16 protein-coding genes and 1 riboswitch are annotated in these 20282 nt (G+C 49.1%); of the genes, 13 read left to right on the top strand and 3 right to left on the bottom strand.

Features of this window, described 5'->3' with window-relative positions; all coding sequences use genetic code 11:
* The first annotated feature begins 170 nt into the window (after positions 1–170).
* The 4 genes from gltB (at position 171) to kapB (ending at position 7092) form a co-directional block, all read left to right on the top strand.
* A complete protein-coding gene (gene gltB / locus Q0757_RS07505) occupies positions 171–4772 on the top strand; it encodes a glutamate synthase large subunit (RefSeq protein WP_298785866.1) in 4602 nt (1533 codons plus the stop codon).
* 90 nt (positions 4773–4862) lie between these two features.
* Positions 4863–6347: a glutamate synthase subunit beta gene (locus tag Q0757_RS07500; protein WP_298785863.1), complete on the top strand. Its 1485-nt coding sequence runs from the start codon at positions 4863–4865 to the stop codon at positions 6345–6347.
* 123 nt (positions 6348–6470) lie between these two features.
* Positions 6471–6695 (top strand): hypothetical protein, encoded by a 225-nt coding sequence (locus tag Q0757_RS07495; RefSeq protein ID WP_298785860.1) that lies wholly within the window; start codon positions 6471–6473, stop codon positions 6693–6695.
* Positions 6696–6714: 19 nt separating this feature from the next.
* Positions 6715–7092, top strand: coding sequence for a sporulation phosphorelay system protein KapB (gene kapB / locus Q0757_RS07490; RefSeq protein WP_298785858.1), 378 nt, complete (start codon positions 6715–6717; stop codon positions 7090–7092).
* 41 nt (positions 7093–7133) lie between these two features.
* On the opposite strand, the gene Q0757_RS07485 is transcribed toward kapB, so the two are convergent.
* The gene (locus tag Q0757_RS07485) at positions 7134–8843 is read right to left on the bottom strand and encodes a PucR family transcriptional regulator (protein ID WP_298785854.1); all 1710 of its coding nucleotides are present in this window, start codon (positions 8841–8843) and stop codon (positions 7134–7136) included.
* 204 nt (positions 8844–9047) lie between these two features.
* Here Q0757_RS07485 and Q0757_RS07480 point away from each other — a divergent pair, with 204 nt between their 5' ends.
* From Q0757_RS07480 to Q0757_RS07450, 7 genes are all read left to right on the top strand, one after another.
* Positions 9048–10253, top strand: coding sequence for a cystathionine gamma-synthase family protein (locus tag Q0757_RS07480; protein WP_298785852.1), 1206 nt, complete (start codon positions 9048–9050; stop codon positions 10251–10253).
* Positions 10254–10268: 15 nt separating this feature from the next.
* A complete protein-coding gene (locus Q0757_RS07475; protein ID WP_298785850.1) occupies positions 10269–11483 on the top strand; it encodes a M20 family metallopeptidase in 1215 nt (404 codons plus the stop codon).
* A 16-nt stretch (positions 11484–11499) separates the two neighbouring features.
* Positions 11500–12540 carry a homoserine dehydrogenase gene (locus Q0757_RS07470; RefSeq protein ID WP_298785848.1) on the top strand — a complete coding sequence of 347 codons (1041 nt, stop codon included), beginning with the start codon at positions 11500–11502 and terminating at the stop codon, positions 12538–12540.
* Between the two features lie 12 nt (positions 12541–12552).
* On the top strand, positions 12553–13992 hold the full coding sequence (locus tag Q0757_RS07465; RefSeq protein ID WP_298785846.1) for an aldehyde dehydrogenase family protein: 1440 nt from the start codon (positions 12553–12555) through the stop codon (positions 13990–13992).
* A 35-nt stretch (positions 13993–14027) separates the two neighbouring features.
* Positions 14028–15251: a M24 family metallopeptidase gene (locus Q0757_RS07460; protein WP_298785844.1), complete on the top strand. Its 1224-nt coding sequence runs from the start codon at positions 14028–14030 to the stop codon at positions 15249–15251.
* A gap of 107 nt (positions 15252–15358) precedes the next feature.
* Entirely contained in the window at positions 15359–16759 is a 1401-nt protein-coding gene (locus Q0757_RS07455; protein ID WP_298785842.1) for a hypothetical protein, read from the top strand.
* 21 nt (positions 16760–16780) lie between these two features.
* A complete protein-coding gene (locus Q0757_RS07450; RefSeq protein ID WP_298785840.1) occupies positions 16781–17722 on the top strand; it encodes a DMT family transporter in 942 nt (313 codons plus the stop codon).
* Here the strand turns inward: Q0757_RS07450 and yidD are convergent.
* A complete protein-coding gene (gene yidD, locus Q0757_RS07445; RefSeq protein WP_298785838.1) occupies positions 17719–17949 on the bottom strand; it encodes a membrane protein insertion efficiency factor YidD in 231 nt (76 codons plus the stop codon). The two genes, Q0757_RS07450 and yidD, sit on opposite strands and share 4 nt — an antisense overlap.
* 107 nt (positions 17950–18056) lie before the next feature.
* A complete protein-coding gene (gene dapA / locus Q0757_RS07440) occupies positions 18057–18944 on the bottom strand; it encodes a 4-hydroxy-tetrahydrodipicolinate synthase (RefSeq protein WP_298785836.1) in 888 nt (295 codons plus the stop codon).
* Positions 18945–19093: 149 nt separating this feature from the next.
* Positions 19094–19273: riboswitch (Lysine riboswitch) on the bottom strand.
* A 280-nt stretch (positions 19274–19553) separates the two neighbouring features.
* On the opposite strand from dapA, the gene Q0757_RS07435 reads away from it, so the two are divergent.
* A complete protein-coding gene (locus Q0757_RS07435) occupies positions 19554–19820 on the top strand; it encodes a hypothetical protein (RefSeq protein WP_298785835.1) in 267 nt (88 codons plus the stop codon).
* Positions 19821–19878: 58 nt separating this feature from the next.
* Entirely contained in the window at positions 19879–20268 is a 390-nt protein-coding gene (locus Q0757_RS07430; RefSeq protein ID WP_022792199.1) for a type II toxin-antitoxin system PemK/MazF family toxin, read from the top strand.
* Positions 20269–20282: the final 14 nt, after the last annotated feature.

Genomic DNA, 20282 nt, shown 5'->3' with positions numbered 1-20282 from the left:
TGAATATAAAAAAGTATCAAAAGAATAAAAGCTTGCAGGCCTGCCTATAAGCGTTTACATGACTAGTGAAACTCAAATCTTAATTTGTCGAATGTTTAGAAAAATGATATAATATGCAAACCAATTTAAATTTGGACACCATGGAGAGAGGTGGAGAGGGGTATATGTTATTGCCTAGAAAACATTATAAAGAAGGCTTGTATGACTCCCAGTTTGAAAAGGATAACTGTGGGATTGGCTTTCTTGCGGATATTAAAGGGAAAAAGTCACATGACATTGTCGAAAAAGGATTGCAAATTTTAAGAAACCTGGACCACCGCGGCGGCCAGGGAGATGAAGTAAATACCGGGGACGGCGCGGGAATGCTTCTGCAAATCCCACACCGTTTCTTTAAAAATAAAGAAAATGAGCTTGGCTTTTCACTGCCGGAGGAAGGTGATTACGGGGTTGGAATGCTGTTTCTGCCTGTAGACCACACCCGGCGTGCGCAGTGCGAACAGGCCATTGAGAAAATGGTGAAAGAAGAGGGGCTTCCACTGCTCGGATGGCGCGAGGTGCCTTCTGACGATTCCATGCTTGGAAATGCGGCACTTTCAGCTATGCCTGCCATCCGTCAGCTGTTTATTAAACGCCCGGAAAATGTAAAAACGAGAGAAGATTTTGAGCGAAAATTGTATATTGTCAGAAAACGGTCTGAGCATGAGCACGGAGTCAAGCTTCATGACCAGGACAGCTTTTATTTTGCCAGTCTGTCCTCGCGGACCATTGTGTATAAAGGAATGCTTACCACAGAGCAGCTGAATCAGTTTTACAAAGATTTAAACGACCGGCAGTTTGAAACGGCGCTCGCGCTTGTGCACTCCCGTTTCTCCACCAACACGTTTCCAAGCTGGGAGCGGGCGCACCCGAACCGTTACCTTATCCATAACGGGGAAATCAATACGATTAAAGGAAATGTTAACTGGATGCATGCCAGAGAGCCGAAGTTTGAATCGGATCTCTTCGGCAGCGACATGGAGAAGGTTCATCCAGTCGTGGATGCTGAAGGCAGTGACTCGTCGATGTTTGATAACGCGTTTGAATTTTTAACACTGTCAGGACATAAAATGCCTCATGCAGCAATGATGATGATTCCTGAACCGTGGCAGAACAACCCGCTCATGAATGAAAAAAGACGTGCGTTTTATCAGTACCACAGCTGCTTAATGGAGCCGTGGGACGGTCCCACAGCCATCGCATACACCGACGGAAGCCAGATCGGCGCCTGTCTCGACAGAAACGGCCTGCGTCCGGCCCGTTATTACGTTACTAAAGACGACCAGATTGTTATGTCCTCAGAGGTAGGTGTGCTTGATATAGCTCCCGAGGACGTCCTGTATAAAGAACGTCTGCATCCCGGCCATATGCTGCTTGTAGATCTTGAAGAAGGGCGTATCGTTCCTGATGGAGAGATCAAGGATAAAATTGCCGGCGAGCATCCGTACCAGGAATGGACCGACGAATACCTGACGGATTTAGAGGATGTGCTTGAAAGCCAGGACGTATACAATACCAATTTTGAAAAGTTAGAGCAGCGCCAGCTTGCTTTTGGCTATACGTATGAAGAACTTGAAAAAGTGGTTAAGCCACTTGCCACAGGCTCGGGCGACCCGGTCAGCTCGATGGGCTACGATTCTCCGCTTGCTGTGCTTTCGAAAAAGCCCCAGCTTTTGTACAACTACTTTAAACAGCTGTTTGCACAGGTGACAAATCCGCCGATAGACGCTATCCGCGAGGAAATAGTCACTGCTGTCGGCACGACTATCGGAAAGCAGGGCAATCTGCTCGATCCAAAGCCATCGCATGCCCAGCAGCTGTATTTAAAAAAACCGATTGTCAATAACGAAGATTTAGCCAAGCTCCGCTCCAATGAACTGGAAGGATTTGCAGCTTCCACGCTTTCCATCGTTTTTGAAGCAGCAAAAGGAGCCAATGAAATGGAACGTGCCCTCGAACGTATATTTGAGCAGGCGGACCAGGTCATTGATGAAGGCTCGACTATTCTTATATTAAGCGATCGTGATGTGAATGGGAATTATGCGCCGATACCGGCGCTGCTGGCGGTCAGCGGACTGCACCACCATCTCATCCGCACAGGCCGCCGTACAGACGTAAGCCTTGTGCTTGAAAGTGCCGAGCCAAGGGAAGTACACCATCTTGCGGTACTGCTCGGGTACGGGGCAGAGGTAATCAACCCATACCTTGTCTTTGATTCGGTCGATGATATGATCAAAGAGGGATTAATGGAAGGCTCGTACGTTGAAGCGGTAAGCACGTATATTAAAGGTGCCACAAAAGGCATCATGAAAGTCCTCTCAAAAATAGGCATTTCCACGGTACAAAGTTACCGGGGGGCGCAGGTTTTTGAAGCCGTTGGCATTAATGATGAAGTAATCAACCGCTATTTCACATGGACATCCTCGAGAATCGGAGGCGTGAGCACGGAGATCATTGCAGAAGACGTTCTCGAACGCCACTTCCGCGCCTACAATGACCGTGAAGGGCTGGATACAACGCTTGATCCAGGGGACGACCTGCAGTGGAGACGGTACGGTGAACCTCATCAATACAATCCGCATACGATCCATATGCTGCAGCACGCTGCAAAAACCAATGATTTTACGCTGTTTAAAAAGTATTCAGACGCTATCGATAAACAGGAACAGGAGCAGACAACGCTCCGCGGTCTGCTTGAGTTTGATAAAGGTGTCCGCGAGCCGATCAGTATCGATGAAGTGGAGCCGGCAGAAAATATCTTCAAACGCTTTAAAACTGGAGCGATGTCATTCGGTTCCATCTCCGAGGAGGCTCACGAGGCGCTTGCAATCGCTATGAACCGTATCGGCGGGAAATCGAATACGGGTGAAGGCGGGGAAAATCCAGAGCGGTTTACCCCGGATGAAAATGGCGACCTTCGCCGGAGCGCGATCAAACAAGTGGCTTCGGGACGCTTTGGGGTTACGAGTCACTACCTGGTTAATGCTGACGAAATACAAATCAAAATTGCCCAGGGGGCAAAGCCTGGCGAAGGCGGCCAGCTTCCCGGCAAAAAAGTGTATCCGTGGATTGCGGAAGTGCGCGGAACGACTGCAGGCGTGGGCCTGATTTCGCCTCCTCCACACCACGATATCTATTCGATTGAAGATTTAGCCGAACTGATCCATGACTTGAAAAACGCCAATCCAAACGCCCGGGTCAGTGTGAAGCTTGTTTCAGGAACCGGCGTTGGTACGATTGCTGCCGGCGTCGCGAAAGGCCGAGCTGACCATGTAGTTATCAGCGGCTATGACGGCGGCACAGGAGCCGCTGCCCGCACGAGCATTAAGCATGCCGGCCTTCCGTGGGAAATCGGTCTCGCAGAAACGCATCAGACGCTTGTCATGAACAATTTGCGGAACCGGATTTCAGTGGAAACAGACGGCAAGCTGATGACGGGCCGCGATGTCGCGGTAGCCGCTCTTCTCGGTGCGGAAGAATATGCATTTTCCACAGCGCCGCTCGTTGTACTCGGCTGTGTCATCATGCGTGTGTGTCATCTCGATACATGCCCGGTAGGTGTTGCAACCCAAAACCCTGAACTGCGTAAAAAGTTCATGGGCAAGCCGGACAATGTCGTAAACTTCATGACATTTGTGGCTGAAGAGCTTCGTGAAATCATGGCGGAGCTCGGTTTCCAAAGCATTGATGATATGGTGGGGCACACCGAAGTGCTGAAGCAGGTGGACTCGGTGAATAATAAAAAAGCACAGACCGTGAACCTGTCGAACCTGCTTCACCGCCCGAAAGCGAAAAATCAATCCAAGCATGTGGCCCACATTAAACAGGACCATGAGCTGAATATATCTCTTGATGAAACGACGCTAAAGCATGCGGCGAAGGACGCTCTAGAATCACAGACACCGGTGTTTGGGGAGTTTGATATCCAAAACACCAATCGTGTGGCCGGGACGATGCTTGGAAGCGAAATTACGCAGAAGTACGGTGCCGAAGGCCTGCCGGAGGACACTATCAGATTTACTTTCTACGGTTCGGCCGGCCAGAGCTTCGGGGCGTTTATTCCTAAAGGCATGACAATGAGCCTGATTGGCGATGCCAATGACTACATCGGCAAAGGTCTGTCAGGCGGAAAATTGATCGTCACGCCGCCGGATACTTCTACATTTGATGCGGAAGATAATATCATTATTGGAAACACGACGTTTTACGGAGCTACGTCCGGGGAGGCTTATATCCGCGGGGTGGCCGGTGAGCGGTTCTGTGTCAGAAACAGTGGTGCAAGAGTCGTCGTCGAAGGCGTTGGGGACCATGGCTGTGAATATATGACTGGCGGTGTTGTCGTTAATCTTGGCGTTACCGGGAAAAACTTTGCAGCGGGTATGTCGGGCGGCGTAGCGTACGTATACGACCCTGACCATACGCTTGAAAGTAAATACAACAGCGAAATGGTAGGCCTTGAGGTGATCGAATCTGCCGGGGATGAGCAGGAGATCCGGCAAATGATTGAATCTCACGGAAAGCAGACGGGCAGTGAAGCTGCAGAGCGCATCCTGGCCGACTGGGAGACCGAACGCAAGCATTTCGTGAAGGTTATTCCGTATGATTATCAGGCAATGCTGCAATCGATCCAGGAAAGAATAGACAACGGCTTGAGCGAATCAGACGCTGTGCTCGAAGCTTTCCAGGAAGCCACGACAGAAGAAGATAAAGATAAAGAAAAAGTCACTGGAAATTAATAGTCCGGGAAGGCTTTCAGAGCCTTCCTGGCTTTTCGAATAAAGGCGTTGAATGCACAGCATACAACGTTAAAAATGGGAGTGAGGGAAATGGGGAAACCAACAGGTTTTCTGGAATATAAAAGAGAAGCTCCAAGTAAACTGGACCCGCTCGAACGGGTGAAAAACTGGCAGGAGTTTCAAGTCATGATGCCGGAAGACAAGCTTCAGGAGCAGGGCGCCCGCTGTATGGACTGTGCGATCCCGTTCTGTCAGGCCGGTACTTCCATGGTTGGTTCCGATGAAATCGGCTGTCCCGTATACAATTTGATTCCGGAATGGAATGATCTTGTTTATCGTGGAAAATGGCAGGAAGCATTGACACGTCTGCATAAAACAAACAACTTCCCGGAATTTACCGGCAGAGTGTGCCCGGCTCCTTGTGAAGGCTCCTGCACAGTAGCCATCAACGATGATCCGGTAACTATCAAATCCATTGAATACCACATCGTAGAAAAAGGTTTTAAAGAAGGATGGATTACGGCTGATCCGCCAAAATCAAGAACTGGCAAAAAAGTAGCAGTGATCGGTTCCGGTCCGGCAGGACTTGCAGCCGCCCAGCAGTTAAATCGGGCCGGCCACATGGTGACGGTGTTCGAAAAAGACGACCGCATCGGCGGGCTGCTTGCCTACGGCATTCCGGAAGTAAAGCTTGAAAATGAAACAATTACAAGAAGAACAGACATTATGGAAGAAGAGGGCATCGAATTCCGGACGAGTGTCGATGTAGGAAAAGATATTACCTCTGAACAGCTCGATGAAGAATACGATTCAGTTATTCTCTGTACCGGTGCGCAGAATCACCGCGATGTGCCGGCGGAAGGACGCGGTCTAAAAGGAATCCATTATGCGATGGACTTTCTGCGGGGAAACACTAAATCCCTGTTGGACTCGAACCTCGAAGACGGAAGATATATCAGCGCGAAGGATAAGCATGTGATCGTTATCGGCGGTGGGGACACCGGGGTGGACTGTATTACGACCTCGCTTCGTCACAACTGTGCCTCTCTGACACAGTTCGATATTAATAAAGAAAAGGACAACGACCGTCCGGAAGACAATCCATGGCCGCTGTATCCACTTGTTTATAAGCAGGAAGACGGGCACAAAGAAGCAGCCGCGCTTCAGGGCGAGGACCCGCGTGCATATAAAGTTATGACAAAGAAATTTGTCGGAAACGAAAAAGGCCAGGTAAAAGAAATTCATACGGTGGAAGTGGAAACGGTCTTTGAAGACGGCAAAAAAGTTCGTCACGAAGTGCCTGGAACCGAGCGCGTCTGGAAAGCAGACCTCGTACTGCTTGCTGTCGGCTTTACCGGTCCCGAGCAGGAGCTTCTGGAGCAGATGGAAGTCGAACGCACAGAACGAAGCACGGTAAATGCCGAATACGGAAGCTATGTCACAAATCATGAAAACGTATTTGCAGCAGGCGATAACCGCCGCGGTCAGAGCCTTGTAGTATGGGCTATCCATGAAGGACGTGAAGCAGCACGGGAGTGCGACCGTTTCCTGATGGGAACGACTAACCTGCAGTAAAATGAAAAAGTCCGGTTAATCCGGGCTTTTTCAAGAAAAGATTTTTAAATTTCACGTACTGTAATGAATTTTTATTAATAATCTGATACAATAGATTAAAACTTTGTTGGAGTAGGAGTCACATTGAAAAAGGTTGCAAAAGGGATTTTAACAGCAGTAATGGTTTACGCAGTCATCATCGTACTTATTTTGGCAACGGCGTTATTGTTTGTAATGGTTTCATTTTCCGGAGAGATGGCCCAGGTACTTCTCGGATGGGACGAATACAATGAATGGACAAACACGCATCTGGCTCCCTGGGCAGAGATACTGTGGGAATGGTTTGTTGCTATAACGCCAGGAGGCTGACAGGAAAGGTGGAAAAAGAATGGAACAATATCGATTTCCTTATAAATCAGGAGTTTACGTTGGAATCCCTGTTAAAGAAAATCCCGAACAGTGGCTGATGGAAGTACAAGTCGTGCTGGAGCACCCCCGGCAGGGAGATCTGCATCAGCCGAAGAAAACAAATGTGCCGATTTTTCACGAACGCCGGGCGCTGGCGGAAAAAGAAAAAATCTGGGTGCAGAAAAAAGCGGTGAAGCCGCTCGAAACAGTACCGGACATGACGTATAAAGAATCTCTGCGACAGGCGTTTGATGCTTATGAGCAGGAGCTCGAAAGTAAAGAAGATGAATTTTCCCAGAAATCGCTGAAAACGCTCTATGCAGTAAAAGCCGATTATGAACGGCAAAAACTATTATAACTCTGCCCGCGGGCAGAGTTATTTTCGTATCTTTATTTTATTTATACGTGTGGAGTCCGTTCATCGGTGACAAACAGAGCCCCGGCTGTGTGCAGCCGAATGGAAAGTTCGATTAAAAACAGATCATCGGAATTATTCAGATCACAGCTTGTGAGTGATTCAATTTTTTTCAAACGGTATAACAAGGACTGACGGTGGAGATTTAGCTCCCGGGATGTCTGGCTGACATTGCCCTTGCACTCATTATAGGTGCGAACCGTTTTCATTAAATCAATGCCGCGTTCGACAGAATAATGATGAAGGGGGGCAACTGTAGCTTCAGCAATCTGGCGGATTTCTTCATTTTTAGCCAGAGACATGAGAGCCCGGTCAAAGCGTGTATCTTCATACGTATGGATGTAGCCGAACCCCCGCTGTCTGCGCCCGGCATCAAGAGCAGAAGAGGCTTCTGAAAAGCTTGTCACAAACTCCCACGGTGCGGCCGTCTTGCTTACTCCCCAGGAAATGACAAGATGAGGGATTTTTTGTTCGAGGCGGTACTGCACCGTCTCAGCGAAATAATATACTGTGTCATACATCATGGTTGGATGCATTTCCAGATATACGATCAGCTCCGATTTTTGGAACGTGCTCATCACACGTGCTTTTAAATAACGGCTTGCGTGAGAGACTTCCTCTTCAAACATATACCCAATCTGTTCGAGCCAGTGGTCATAGGAAAGCGGCGGAGATTCTGCGTGAAAGACCCGTTCAACATTTTCGGGTTTGGCGACAAAGCAGATATAAGGAAGCTCAAGGTTATAGCCTAATGATTTGCCGCGCGAAAGCGCCTGGTCCCGGGATTCATAATTATCCTTTGCCAGACTCCAGACAAAATCATCCTTCAGGCGCATCTCGGTTTCAAGCGCCGTCTGGTCATGCAAAAAGCAGAGAGCGGAAGTGGTGACCGAGTGTTCAAGCAGAAGCAGGGTGTATTCTTCAAAAACATCGTGCTTTTCTTTATGAGGGGGCCACTGCAGGATCATATAGCCCTGAATGTCCTGGGTCGTCTGCACGGTTAAGCGCAGCAGGATCCCGGCGTCTGTGTCCATCCATTCCATGTTCGCCGGCAGGCTCTTTTCAGGATCTGTCTGCTGAAAAGGAGGAAAAAGCGGATTTCCCCCCTGGCTTAAATACTGGTTCCACCATTCGGCGAGGTCCGACGAATGCTCTGTCTGGGTCTTCAGGCGCCCCCGCTTATCCACTACAAGCATCGGTATATGCAGCTGCTTGTATACATAAGAGGCAATTGCCTCCATGCCCTTGCCTTCAAGAATAATTTCGAGAAGATCTGTACGGATTTTATTCGAAACGTCGATCGAGCGCAGCGAGCTTTTATGAAGGGCTTCAGAAATGGCTTCTGTAATGTCCGAAAAGCGGATTTCCCATGGGATTTCCACGAGCGGAAATGCCTTTGTTTCACAAAAGTCGATCACGTTGTCAGGAATTGACGAGATGTAGTGGCCGATAGATAAAATCAAACCGCTCGCACCCGCCTCCATCAGCTCTTCAATAAATTCAAGCAGATCCCTTTCATTTTGACAGCCGATCCCCGAGCTTAAAATTAATTCTCTCGGACGGACGAAATCTTCCACAGGTGTTTCTATAACCGATGCCCAGTAGACGGTAATAGAGCTTGAATCGGCATTTGATGTCAGTGGAAGGGCCGTGTTCATAATTGGAAGCTGTAATACTTGTTGCATAGAAATCATCGCCAGACACCCCTTTACAATACCAAAAACGTAAATTCATCTTCTGATTATTATTTTACCATATTTGCATGGAAGATAATGTGTCATGCACATTGTGCAAAAGAAAGTGCGAAACTTCATACAATTGTGTGAATGGAATTTGAACAGATAACCTATACACTGAAGATAGAGAAAAAATAGTACCAGGGAAGGTTGTGTTCAATCATGACAAACACACACATTAATCGTTCGACAAAAGCAGTATGGGCAGGAGAAAAAGAATACCGGGCATTTGGAGCTACCCAGGTCCCGGTAGTCCACAGTGTTGCCTATACTTACGATGATTTAGACCATTGGTATGACGTGGCAACAGGAAAAAAGGAAGGGCATATCTATGGTCGGAACACTAATCCTACCCTGCAATCGTTCGAAGAAAAAATCAGAATTCTGGAAGACGCTGAAGCGGCTACAAGCTTTTCAACCGGCATGGCTGCAATCAGCAACTCTCTGGCTACGTTCCTCCGTCCGGGCGACCGGGTGGTATCGATGAAGGACACGTACGGTGGTACAAATAAAATCTTTACTGAATTTCTGCCGCATATGGATATCGAAGTGTCACTATGCGAAACAGGCAATCATGAAGAAATTGAGACAGAAGTTCGTAAAGGCTGCGATATTTTATATCTGGAAACACCAACCAATCCAACGGTAAAAATTACTGACATTGAACGAATGACCAGGGTAGCGAAGGAAGTGGGCGCGCTTGTGTTCGTTGACAACACATTTGCTACTCCAATCAACCAGAACCCGCTCGAATTTGGCGTGGACCTAGTTATTCACAGTGCGACGAAATTTCTGGGAGGACACGCAGATGCCCTTGGCGGAGCGGTATGCGGCCGGAAAGATCTGGTTGAAAAAATATTTCATTACCGCGAAATTAATGGAGCGACGATGGATCCAATGGCTGCCTACCTGATGATCCGGGGCATGAAGACGCTTCATCTCCGGGTACGCCAGCAGTGTGAATCCGCGATGAAAATCGCTGAACACCTGCAAAATCATGAGCAGGTGGATCAGGTATTCTATCCGGGGCTCAAAACACACCCTGGTCATGATATTGCAGCAAAACAGATGAACCAGTTTGGCGGCATGTTCAGCTTCTCGTTAAAAGGTGGAATGGATGCTGTTCGCCAGTTCCTGCCAAAACTCGAGTATGCCAACCGGGCAGCAAACCTGGGATCGGTGGAAACAACGGTAGGGCCGGCAAGAACGACAAGCCACGTGGAAAATACGCCGGAAGAGCGGGCAGCGCTCGGTATTCCGGAAAGCCTTGTGCGCTACTCGGTCGGAATTGAAGATACAGAGGATCTCATTAACGATTTGGAACAGGCGCTGGCCTCGCTGCCAAAAACCGCAAGCGTGCAAAACTAAAGGACGGTTTGAACGATGACTATAGCGACAAAAACGATTAAAGAAGAAGCAGAAGCGATCAGAGAGCAGCTGGTCGAATGGAGGCGCAGCCTGCATCGCCGCCCGGAGCTGAGCTTTGAAGAGTATGAAACGTCAGCGTTTATTAAACAGGCGCTTGCCGGTCTTCAGCATCTAACATTATACAGCGGGAGAGAAGAAACGGGTCTCGACACGGCCGTGATCGCAGAGCTCGGGGCCGGTGACGGCCCTCTCGTCATTCTGCGCGCTGATATTGATGCCCTTCCGATCCAGGAAGAAAATGACTGTGACTATGCTTCCACGCACGAAGGTAAAATGCATGCGTGCGGGCATGATGCCCACACTGCTATGCTGCTTGGTGCCTGCGTTGTGCTTCACAACCAGCAGGAGCATTTGAACGGAACCATCCGGTTCATTTTTCAGCCGGCAGAAGAAGATACGGATGAGTACGGAAGCACCGGCAGCCCGTACTTGATCAGCCGTGGGTGGCTTGAAGGAGCTGAAGCAGCCTTTGCGCTGCACATGGACCCTGAGTTTACGCCGGGTCATGTAAGGCTGCAGGAAGGCCCATCCATGGCAGGTATTGATACGTTTGAAGGGGTCATTCGCGCAAGCGGCGGCCACGGGGCGTATCCTCATCTCGCCACGGATCCGGTGTGGATCAGCACGTTTGTGATGCAGGCGATGCAGGGGATCGTTTCACGGCGGACGTCTCCGCTTGAACCGGCGGTTGTGAGTATCGGTGAATTAAAGGCAGGAGCTTCGACGAACGTTATCCCGGACGAAGTCCGTATCCGGGGAACGATGCGAAGCTATTCGGATGACACCCGCAAGCATCTTCGTGAGGAGCTTCAGCAGGCCTTCCGTATAGCAGAATCGATGAACGCCTCCCAGGAGGTAACGATTGCAGAAGGTGAGCCGGCACTCGTTAATAGTCCTGTAGCGGTGAAGGCTTACCGGTCCGTGCTAAAGGAACTGTACCCGGACACGATGATCCACGAAGAATCCTATGGCATGGGCGGAGAAGATTTCAGCTACATGGCCCGTCAGGTGCCGTCCTGCATGATGTTTCTCGGCGCAGGCTACCCTGATCGTGCAGACAGCGGGCTGCACATGCCCCAGTTTGATATTGAAGAAACCATTTTACCAATTGGCGCTTCCCTGCTTGCAGGAGCAGCTGTACACTATATGACAAAGCACAAGACAGATTAGACTGGGAGGAAAAAATATGCCGCATAAATTAGATTTTATCGGGTTTGGCGGAGTGGGCCGCGGACTTGCAGATATACTGCTGGAACGGGGAGACTGGCTGAAGGATACCTTCGGTTCCGACTTTTTGGTCGTTTCCGTTTCCGATTTGTACAAAGGCTCCCTTCACCACCCGGAAGGCCTTGACATGCAGAAGGTGCTTGACTGCCTGAAAAAAGATGGGACAGTCGAAAACTATCCTGATACCGAAGGGCTCGTGCGCGGCTGGGACAGCATCGAAACCATTACCCAGTCAAACGCTGATACTGTAATCGAAATTACGTTCACCAACGTGGAGACCGGACAGCCGGCGATTGATCACTGCAAAACGGCATTTAAGGCCGGCAAAAACGCCGTTCTTACGAATAAAGGTCCCGTAGCACTTGCCTATAAAGAGCTTCAGGCACTGGCAGAAGAGAACGGTGTACGGTTTTTATTCGAAGGAACGGTCATGAGCGGAACACCGGCGCTCCGGATGCCGCTTACAAGTCTTTCCGGAAACCGGATTACGTCCATTAAAGGGATTATGAATGGCACAACAAATTACATGCTCACTCAGATGGAGCAGGGCATGGGATACAGCGAAGCTTTAAAAGAAGCCCAGTCCCGCGGATACGCGGAAGCGGATCCCACGAGCGATGTCGAAGGCTATGACGTATTGTATAAAGTAGTCATTCTTGCCAATGTCGTCATGGGAGCTGATTTGAAAAAAGAAGATGTGGAGCGCCAGGGAATTACGTCTCTTTCTGCCGAAGATATGCAGCAGGCAAAAAATGAAAACAAGCATTGGAAGCTGATCGGGCGCGTTGAAAACGTCAACGGCACAATCAAAGGGTCTGTAAAACCGGAGCTCCTCTCCGAAGACGACGCCCTCGCCAACGTGGGCGGTGCGGTAAACGCGGTTACCTATGAATGCGACCTGAGCGGCCCGATTACGCTGATGGGTGCCGGGGCCGGGGTGCCGGAAACAGGATTTGCCTTGTTAATCGATTTGATTAACATGGACCGAAATACTATATAAAGGCGGGATAATATGACAACAAAAATCACAGAGCAAAAGATGCTGCTCGGCGGAGAATGGGTCGGCCGGGAGCAGACACTGGACGTCGTCAATCCCGAAGACCAGTCTGTTATCAGTACAGTCCCAATGGCTAGCAGCGACGATGCACGCGAAGCCGTACGGATTGCTGTTGAAGGAAAAGAAATCGCCGAAGCGCTGAGTATCCGGGAGCGCATGGATATATTAAATAAAGTGGCGGATTATGTGCTCGATCATGCAGAGGAGTTTGCAGAAATCATTGCGCTTGAAGGAAGCAAAACGATAGCGGAAGCTTCCGGCGAAGCACGGAGAACTGCTGAAACGATACGCCTTGGGGCAGAGGAGGCACGCCGTCTTTCCGGGGAATCGATTAATTTCGACCAAATGGAAGGTAATACGAACCGGATGGGCTATTACTATCATTTTCCGGTGGGTGTGGTAGCAGCCATCACGCCGTTTAACGATCCGTTGAACCTGGTGGCCCATAAGGTAGCACCGGCAATTGCTGCTGGTAACGCTGTTATCGTGAAGCCGGCAACAGAAACACCGCTCAGCGCATTAAAGCTGGCTGAAGCATTTATTGCTGCCGGTCTTCCGAAAAAGGTGATGACAGTGATTACCGGAAGAGGCCGTGACATTGGCGACATTCTGGTTGAAGCAGAGGACGTACAGATGATCAGCTTTACCGGTGGCTATGAAACAGGAAAAAGCATTGCCCACAAAGCAGGGCTGAAAAAGCTTTCCATGGAGCTCGGCTCGAATTCCCCGTTTATCGTATGGAAGGATACAGACATTGAAAAGGCAGCGCAATCCGGCGTGGACGGAGCGTTTGGAGCGGCCGGCCAGAACTGCCTGAGTGTTCAGCGGGTGTACGCTCATGAAGAAATTTATGATGCGTTTGAAGCATCGTTTGTGGATAAAGCCAAACAGGTGCGCGCCGGCAGAAAGATGGACAAGGATTCAGATATCGGACCGGTCATCAACGAAAAAGAAGCCAAACGGATTGAAAGCTGGATTGAAGAAGCAGTGGAGGCGGGAGCCAAAGTGCTTGCCGGCGGAAAACGGCACGGGGCCTTTATCGAGCCGACGGTTCTATCGAATGTGCCGGAGCACATAACAATTGTAAAAGAAGAAGTGTTCGGGCCGGTAGTGATACTTGCTTCTGTGGCAACATTTGATGAAGCAGTCACACGCTCGAACAGCGTACCTTTCGGGCTGCAGGCCGGTATTTACACGAATGATATTAATTTAGCGCTGAAGGCAGTACGCAAGCTTCACGTTGGCGGTGTTATGGTAAACGACAGCAGCGATTTCCGGATCGATGCCATGCCGTTTGGCGGCGTGAAGCATTCGGGCATCGGCCGGGAAGGCGTAGCGTTTGCAATTGAAGAAATGTCAGAAAAACGGCTCGTATGCTTCACCATTGATGAATAATTAAACGTAAACGGGATAAAAGGGGGGATCAGCTCATGTTATTTGAAAAAGATGAGTACCTGATGAGGATGAATCAGACAAAAATGAAAATGATGGAATATGGTATTGAAGTGCTATTGGTCTCCAATCCATCCAATATGTATTATTTAACAGGATATAATGCATGGTCATTTTATGTGCATCAAATGGTGATTGTGATGATTGATGAGGATCAGCCGTTATGGATCGGGAGAGAAATGGATGCCCACAGTGCCGCGGTCACCACCTGGCTCGACGACGACCATATCATTCCGTACCCTGATGAATTTGTGCAGTCGACAATCAAGCATCCGATGGATTTTGCAGCAAACATCCTGACCGAAATCGGCCAGGGCAACCGGAAAATCGGACTGGAGATGGATGCATTTTATTTTACCGCGATGTGCTACGAACGAATCCAGGCTGGTCTCCCGAATGCCGAATTCCGTAATTTCAGCACACTCGTTAACTGGGTCCGCCTGATAAAATCGGAAGCGGAAATTGAATGCATGTACCGCGCTGGCCGGATACTGGAAAATGCCATGCAGGCTGGTTTTGATACGGTGGATGTCGGCGTTCGTGAAAATGAAGTGGCTGCGGCTATCACCAATGCCCAGATTCTCGGGACAAAGGAATTTGGCGGCGATTATACTTCGATTGTGCCGATGATTCCCGCAAACGAAAACACAGCCACTCCGCATTTGACATGGACGGATCGCAGATATAACTACGGGGACTTTTTGACGATCGAAATTGCCGGAGCGTATATGCGCTATCACACTCCGATGGCAAGAACGATGGCGATCGGCCAGGCCCCTGAAAAAATGTATGATCTGTCGGAAACGGTCGTTGAAGGCATCGAAACGACGATGGATGCAATTAAGCCTGGGATGACAGCTGAAGAGGTGGAAAGTGTGTGGAGCAGGACAATCGCAAGACGCGGGTATTTTAAGGAATCCCGTCTTGGCTACTCCATCGGGCTCAGCTATCCGCCGGACTGGGGCGAGCATACAGTCAGCTTCCGGAAGGGCGATCACACTATTTTGCAGCCGAATATGACGTTTCACCTGATGCCTGGCATCTGGCTCGATGATCACGGTGTGGAAATTACCGAGTCGATCCGCATCACGGAAAACGGATGTGAACTGCTCAGCCATGTGCCAAGGGATATGTATATCAAAGAACCCGGGGTGCTCGGTGACGGCTTTGCGGAAAACCGGATGAACGCCCATTACAAATAAGAAACAGGCAGCGGACTTCTTTTTTTGGAAGTCCGCTTTTTTATGGATGGGAATGCAGGTATTGGCTATTTTTTTCGGATAGTGATAGCATAAAGGTGTTTGCAATGATGACTGGACGAAAAAGAGGAATGATCATGAACCGGCAGGCCTACATAAAACCAACACTTGGAGCTGCTGCTTTTGCGGCTGTATTTTGCTATTTTTTAGAAGTGCTTTTAAGCGTTCCATTTGTCGAATACGCGTACAGCCTGATTGCCGGTGTGCTGCTTGTGGCATCAATGCCTGTGATGCCGCCCCTGAACCGGCGGGTGGTTTACGTGCTGATCGCTGTCGGTATTGCTCTGTTCTGGACCTACGGGGTCTCCTGGCAGACAGTATGGACAAGCTTCGGGGAAAATCTGCCGCTGCTGGCCCTCTTTTTGACGGTACCGCTGATTGGGACGTACATGTCAGAAGCCGGACATCTGCATGCGTTTCAGCAGTATCTTGAACGTCAAAACGATAAAAAGGGAGTGCCGCCGCATCGGCTTGGCTACGGAGTGACGGCAAGCATCGGTGCTATTCTTAATCTCGGCTCTATGCCGCTTGTGTACGGCATAGCCAAGGAAAGCTTTCCGTCGTTTGAACAAAAAAGAATGGCGTTAACGGTGCTCAGAGGATTTGGCTCGTGCATGCTCTGGTCGCCGTACTTTGTAAACATGGCCCTGATTTTAAGCATCTATGATTTGAGTTGGGGAGAGGTTGGTCCGTACGGGATCGTGATGGCTGCGGTATTAACGGGTCTGGTCGTTGTATTTTTCCGTTCGTCGGCGTTCGCCGATGACAGCTGGACGGTTCCGGACAAGGAAAAAGAAGCTAATCCGACCGTCTCTTCGATGCGCACGTTTATACTCTTTTTAGGTATTTTGCTTGCTGCTTCTTTTTTGCTTGAAGCGCTGCTGCCCTACAATATGCTGACGATTGTTTCTGTGTTTGCTCTTTTGTATCCGTGGGTGTGGGCCATTGCACGAAAACAGGCCGCCTCGTTTGCACAGTCAACGTGGAAACACGTAGGCGGTTCGTTTGAACGACTGTACAACGAAATTGGTATTTTTGTGACGGCCGGATTTTTCAGTGTTGCGCTTCGGAGCAGTGATGCCGGGGTGTGGCTTTCTGAAGCCATCAGCTTTCTGTCCCAGGGCTATATGATTCTGCTGATTGCCTGGGTGGTTGCTATCGTAATGGGACTATCTGCTGTGGGTATTCATCCCGTTATCATTGTCACTGGCCTCGGAGGGGCCCTTTCGCCGGAAATTTTCGGGGTGGGGGCTCCGTTTATGGCTGTGCTGCTGCTCATGTCCTGGATGCTCGGCGTCCAGGTGTCTCCGTTTACAGGAGCAATACTTATGACATCCCATTTGATGGGGACGACCACCATTCAGGTCATCAGGAAAAATACAGCATTTATTCTAAGCGCAGCCGTCGTGCTGAGCCTTGTGTTATTTATACTCGGAGAAACAGTAATGTAAAAATGAAGGAGAGAATGCAGCATGCGTCCACTTGAAGCTGGAAAATTATATGGATCAGTCATGCTTGTGATGCTGATGTGGGGGCTGAATGTCGTGGCATTGAAGGTGCTGGTGGCTGAAATAAGCCCGGTTTATATGCAGGCAGCCCGGATTTTGCTTGCCGGTCTGTCTGTCGCCTTGTTTGTGTTTCTGCGCAAAGAACATGAACGGGTACCCCAGGCTGCTTTTATGTATATACTGCTGGCCGCGGTGTTTGGCATGACCGGTCACCATACGTTTTTAGCTATAGGATTGAGTGAAACAACCGCTGTGAAAAGCTCGCTCATCCTTGCGCTTCTTCCTATTACGACAGCGCTCCTGTCCATGCTGTTTTTGGGGGATGCCTTTACGAAGCTTCGCTGGCTCGGGGTATTTGCCGGGTTTGCAGGAGCAGTACTTATTAATGTCACCGGAGAAGGCGGGGGAGCGGTACAGGGCGCCGCGAGGGGAGACGCTTTTATCTTTGCGGCAATGACTGCCCAGGCCGTCAGCTTTTTGTTCATTAAAAAAGCTTCTGATCTGGTGGCCCCAAGAGTATTAACGATTTACACACTGATGCTTGGCTCTGTTGGTTTGTTCGTAGTGAGCTTCGTGCTTTCTCCCTCCGGGTGGGAGTCGTATATAACGGCTCCAGGCTGGGTATGGCTCGTGTTTTTACTTTCCGGGATTTTTGCCACCGGTCTCGGGCAGATTTTATATAACGCCTCGATCTCTAAAATCGGACCGGGGAAAACAGCCATATTTAACAACTTTGTACCGTTTTTCGGTCTGTTAAGCTCAGCGCTTATTCTCGGAGAAAACGTATCACCGGCCCAGCTTGGAGGATTTGTATTTATTGTGGCCGGAGTGCTGCTTGGCACCGGCTGGGTGGATCAGCTGCTGTTAAAAAAACGTAAACAGACATCCGCTAAACGCCATGCTTAGCGGATGTCTGTTTTTTTATCCGGAACCTCGTCAAAACCGCCCGGATGGAAGGGATGGCATTTGACAATGCGCTTGACTGTTAAAAAGGACCCTTTCCAAAAGCCGAAACGCTCAAAGGCGGTAATACTGTACTGGGAACAGGTGGGATAGAACCGGCAGGAGGGAGGTGTGAACCGGGAAATGTAACGTTGATACAGCCGGATCAGCGCCACTATTAATGTTTTCATATATACGCACTCCTAGCGACTTTTTTTACACTTAAAGCGTAGCATAAATAAGCACATAACTGAAAAACCCCGCCTGAATGAGCGGGGTTTAAAACCGTAAATTTGTATCAGCCGACGTAGAAGGAGGCTGCCGGTTCAACGACCTGACGGAGAAGCGCTTCTTCTTCTGCGTTTAAACGTACCATCGGGAGGCGGACGTCGCCGGAAATGATACCGCGCATCTCAAGCGCAGCTTTGACAGGAGTCGGACTTGGAGCCGCAAACATCGATTTCATCAGCGGAAGCAGATCACGGTGCCGGGAAGCGGCATAAACCGGCTGTCCGTTAAAGAAGCTTTGAATCATGTCCTGCATGCTTTCTCCAGCCACATGGGCAGACACAGAAACGACGCCGGTAGCTCCAACAGACAGAAGTGGAAGCGTCAGGCTGTCATCGCCGCTGTATAAAGTAAAGTCCTGCGGTGCATGCTGCAGGATATAGGCCGCAGCTTCGAGATCACCGCTCGCTTCTTTAATGGAGCAGATGTTTCTGACATGGGACAGTCGTACAATGGTTTCCGGCGTCATGCCGGCTGCACTCCGCCCCGGAATATTATAAAGCATCACCGGAGTGTTAATTCCTTCAGCAATTGTACGGAAGTGCTGGTACATCCCTTCCTGGGAAGGTTTATTATAGTACGGAGTAACGAGCATAACGGCATCAATGCCGGTTTTTTCCGCTTCGAGGGACAAGGCGAGTGAAGCCCTTGTATCGTTGGATCCTGTGCCAGCAATGACCGGCACCCGGCCGTTTACAGTCTGTACAGTGTGACGGAACAACGAGATTTTTTCCTCATGGGAAAGCGTTGGAGACTCGCCGGTTGTCCCTGCAACCACGATGCTTTCTGTTCCTGTGCTGATCAAATGATTAATGAGTCTGGTTAATGCAGTGTAATCTATATCTCCATGTTCATCGAATGGAGTCACCATCGCTGTACTCAGTCTGCCAAAATTCATGTTTACTCACCCTCTTAAAAGTATAGTCTTGCCTAAAAAGAGAGGGCTTGCGGTTTCACGTCTTCGTCTCCGTCCGGACACGAAAAAAGCAACCATGGAAAGAGCCCATCGTTGCAGGAACGTTTCAGCTGTTAAGCAGAACCGCACGTGCGTGAGATAGCCCTCCATACAGAAAATCTGTATGACAGTCCCGCATTTATTCAATACGAGACCAGCGTTGAACGATTGAGTCGTCCGCAGCTTCGGCAAAAACCCCTTTCCGCTTTAATCACCAGAGCTCATTCTCTTCCTAAAGCGTACTAATAGTTTTCGCAGCCTCTAACCTCACTTCTCAAATAAAGAAGCAGGATATGAAATTAATTAACTACACCATAGCAGATAACGCCCCGAAAGACAATAGTACGGCTGAAAATCAATTATAAATTACGTATTGCCTGATTTTGGCGTGAATAAACATAATTAAATATCGCCTGCATTTCCCTTCACCACCCCTGTTTGGGCGGATAAAGGACGAGGCTGGCAAAAAAATTTTAAAAACACATTTCATTTTAGGGAACCTTTCTTATATAATGAGAGAGGGAAAACAGAACATTAGGGGGCCAATTACGTATGTCGCAGCTTCAGCAGATCGCTCTAGAACTTCCAGAAGAACTCTATACGGAAATCGAACATCTGTCCCAGTCAGAAAAGGATTCTTTTTTTCATCAGGTATTAAAAGATCAGATTGAAAAACAAAAATCCACAGACATGCAGGAACAATTGAAGAACGGATATGCAGAAATGGCTGCACTAAATGCTGAAATATGCGCTGAATTTGAATATGCTGAAACAGAATCTACACAGACGACAGAACGGCGGCTGAACGAACAAGACTAGCTGTTCATCCTGTCCGGCAGCATAAGCGCGCAACCGGAAAAGGAGGTGAATGGGTGGTTTGAGTGATTCGAAACAAAACAATCAGCATCATAAAAAAGTAGTTAAACGGGGGGACGTATTTTTTGCGGACCTGTCTCCGGTAGTCGGGTCAGAGCAGGGAGGCGTCCGCCCCGTACTTATTATTCAAAATAATATTGGTAACCGCTTCAGTCCCACAGTGATTGTGGCTGCTATTACGGCACAGATTAAAAAGGCAAAAATGCCGACACACGTGGAAATTGATGCCGCCAAGCATCGTTTTGACCGTGACAGCGTTATTCTGCTTGAGCAGCTTCGCACTATTGATAAGCAGCGGTTAACCGATAAGATTACCCACCTCGATGATGAAACCATGGAGCAGGTGCGTAAAGGTTTGGAAATAAGCCTCGGCCTTCATGAGTTCAATTAGTCCATCATACATAA

Source organism: uncultured Marinococcus sp. (genome assembly GCF_947493875.1).
GTDB lineage: Bacteria > Bacillota > Bacilli > Bacillales > Marinococcaceae > Marinococcus.
Note: the sequence above shows the minus strand (reverse complement) of the source record. Positions and strands in the feature narration are given on the sequence as shown.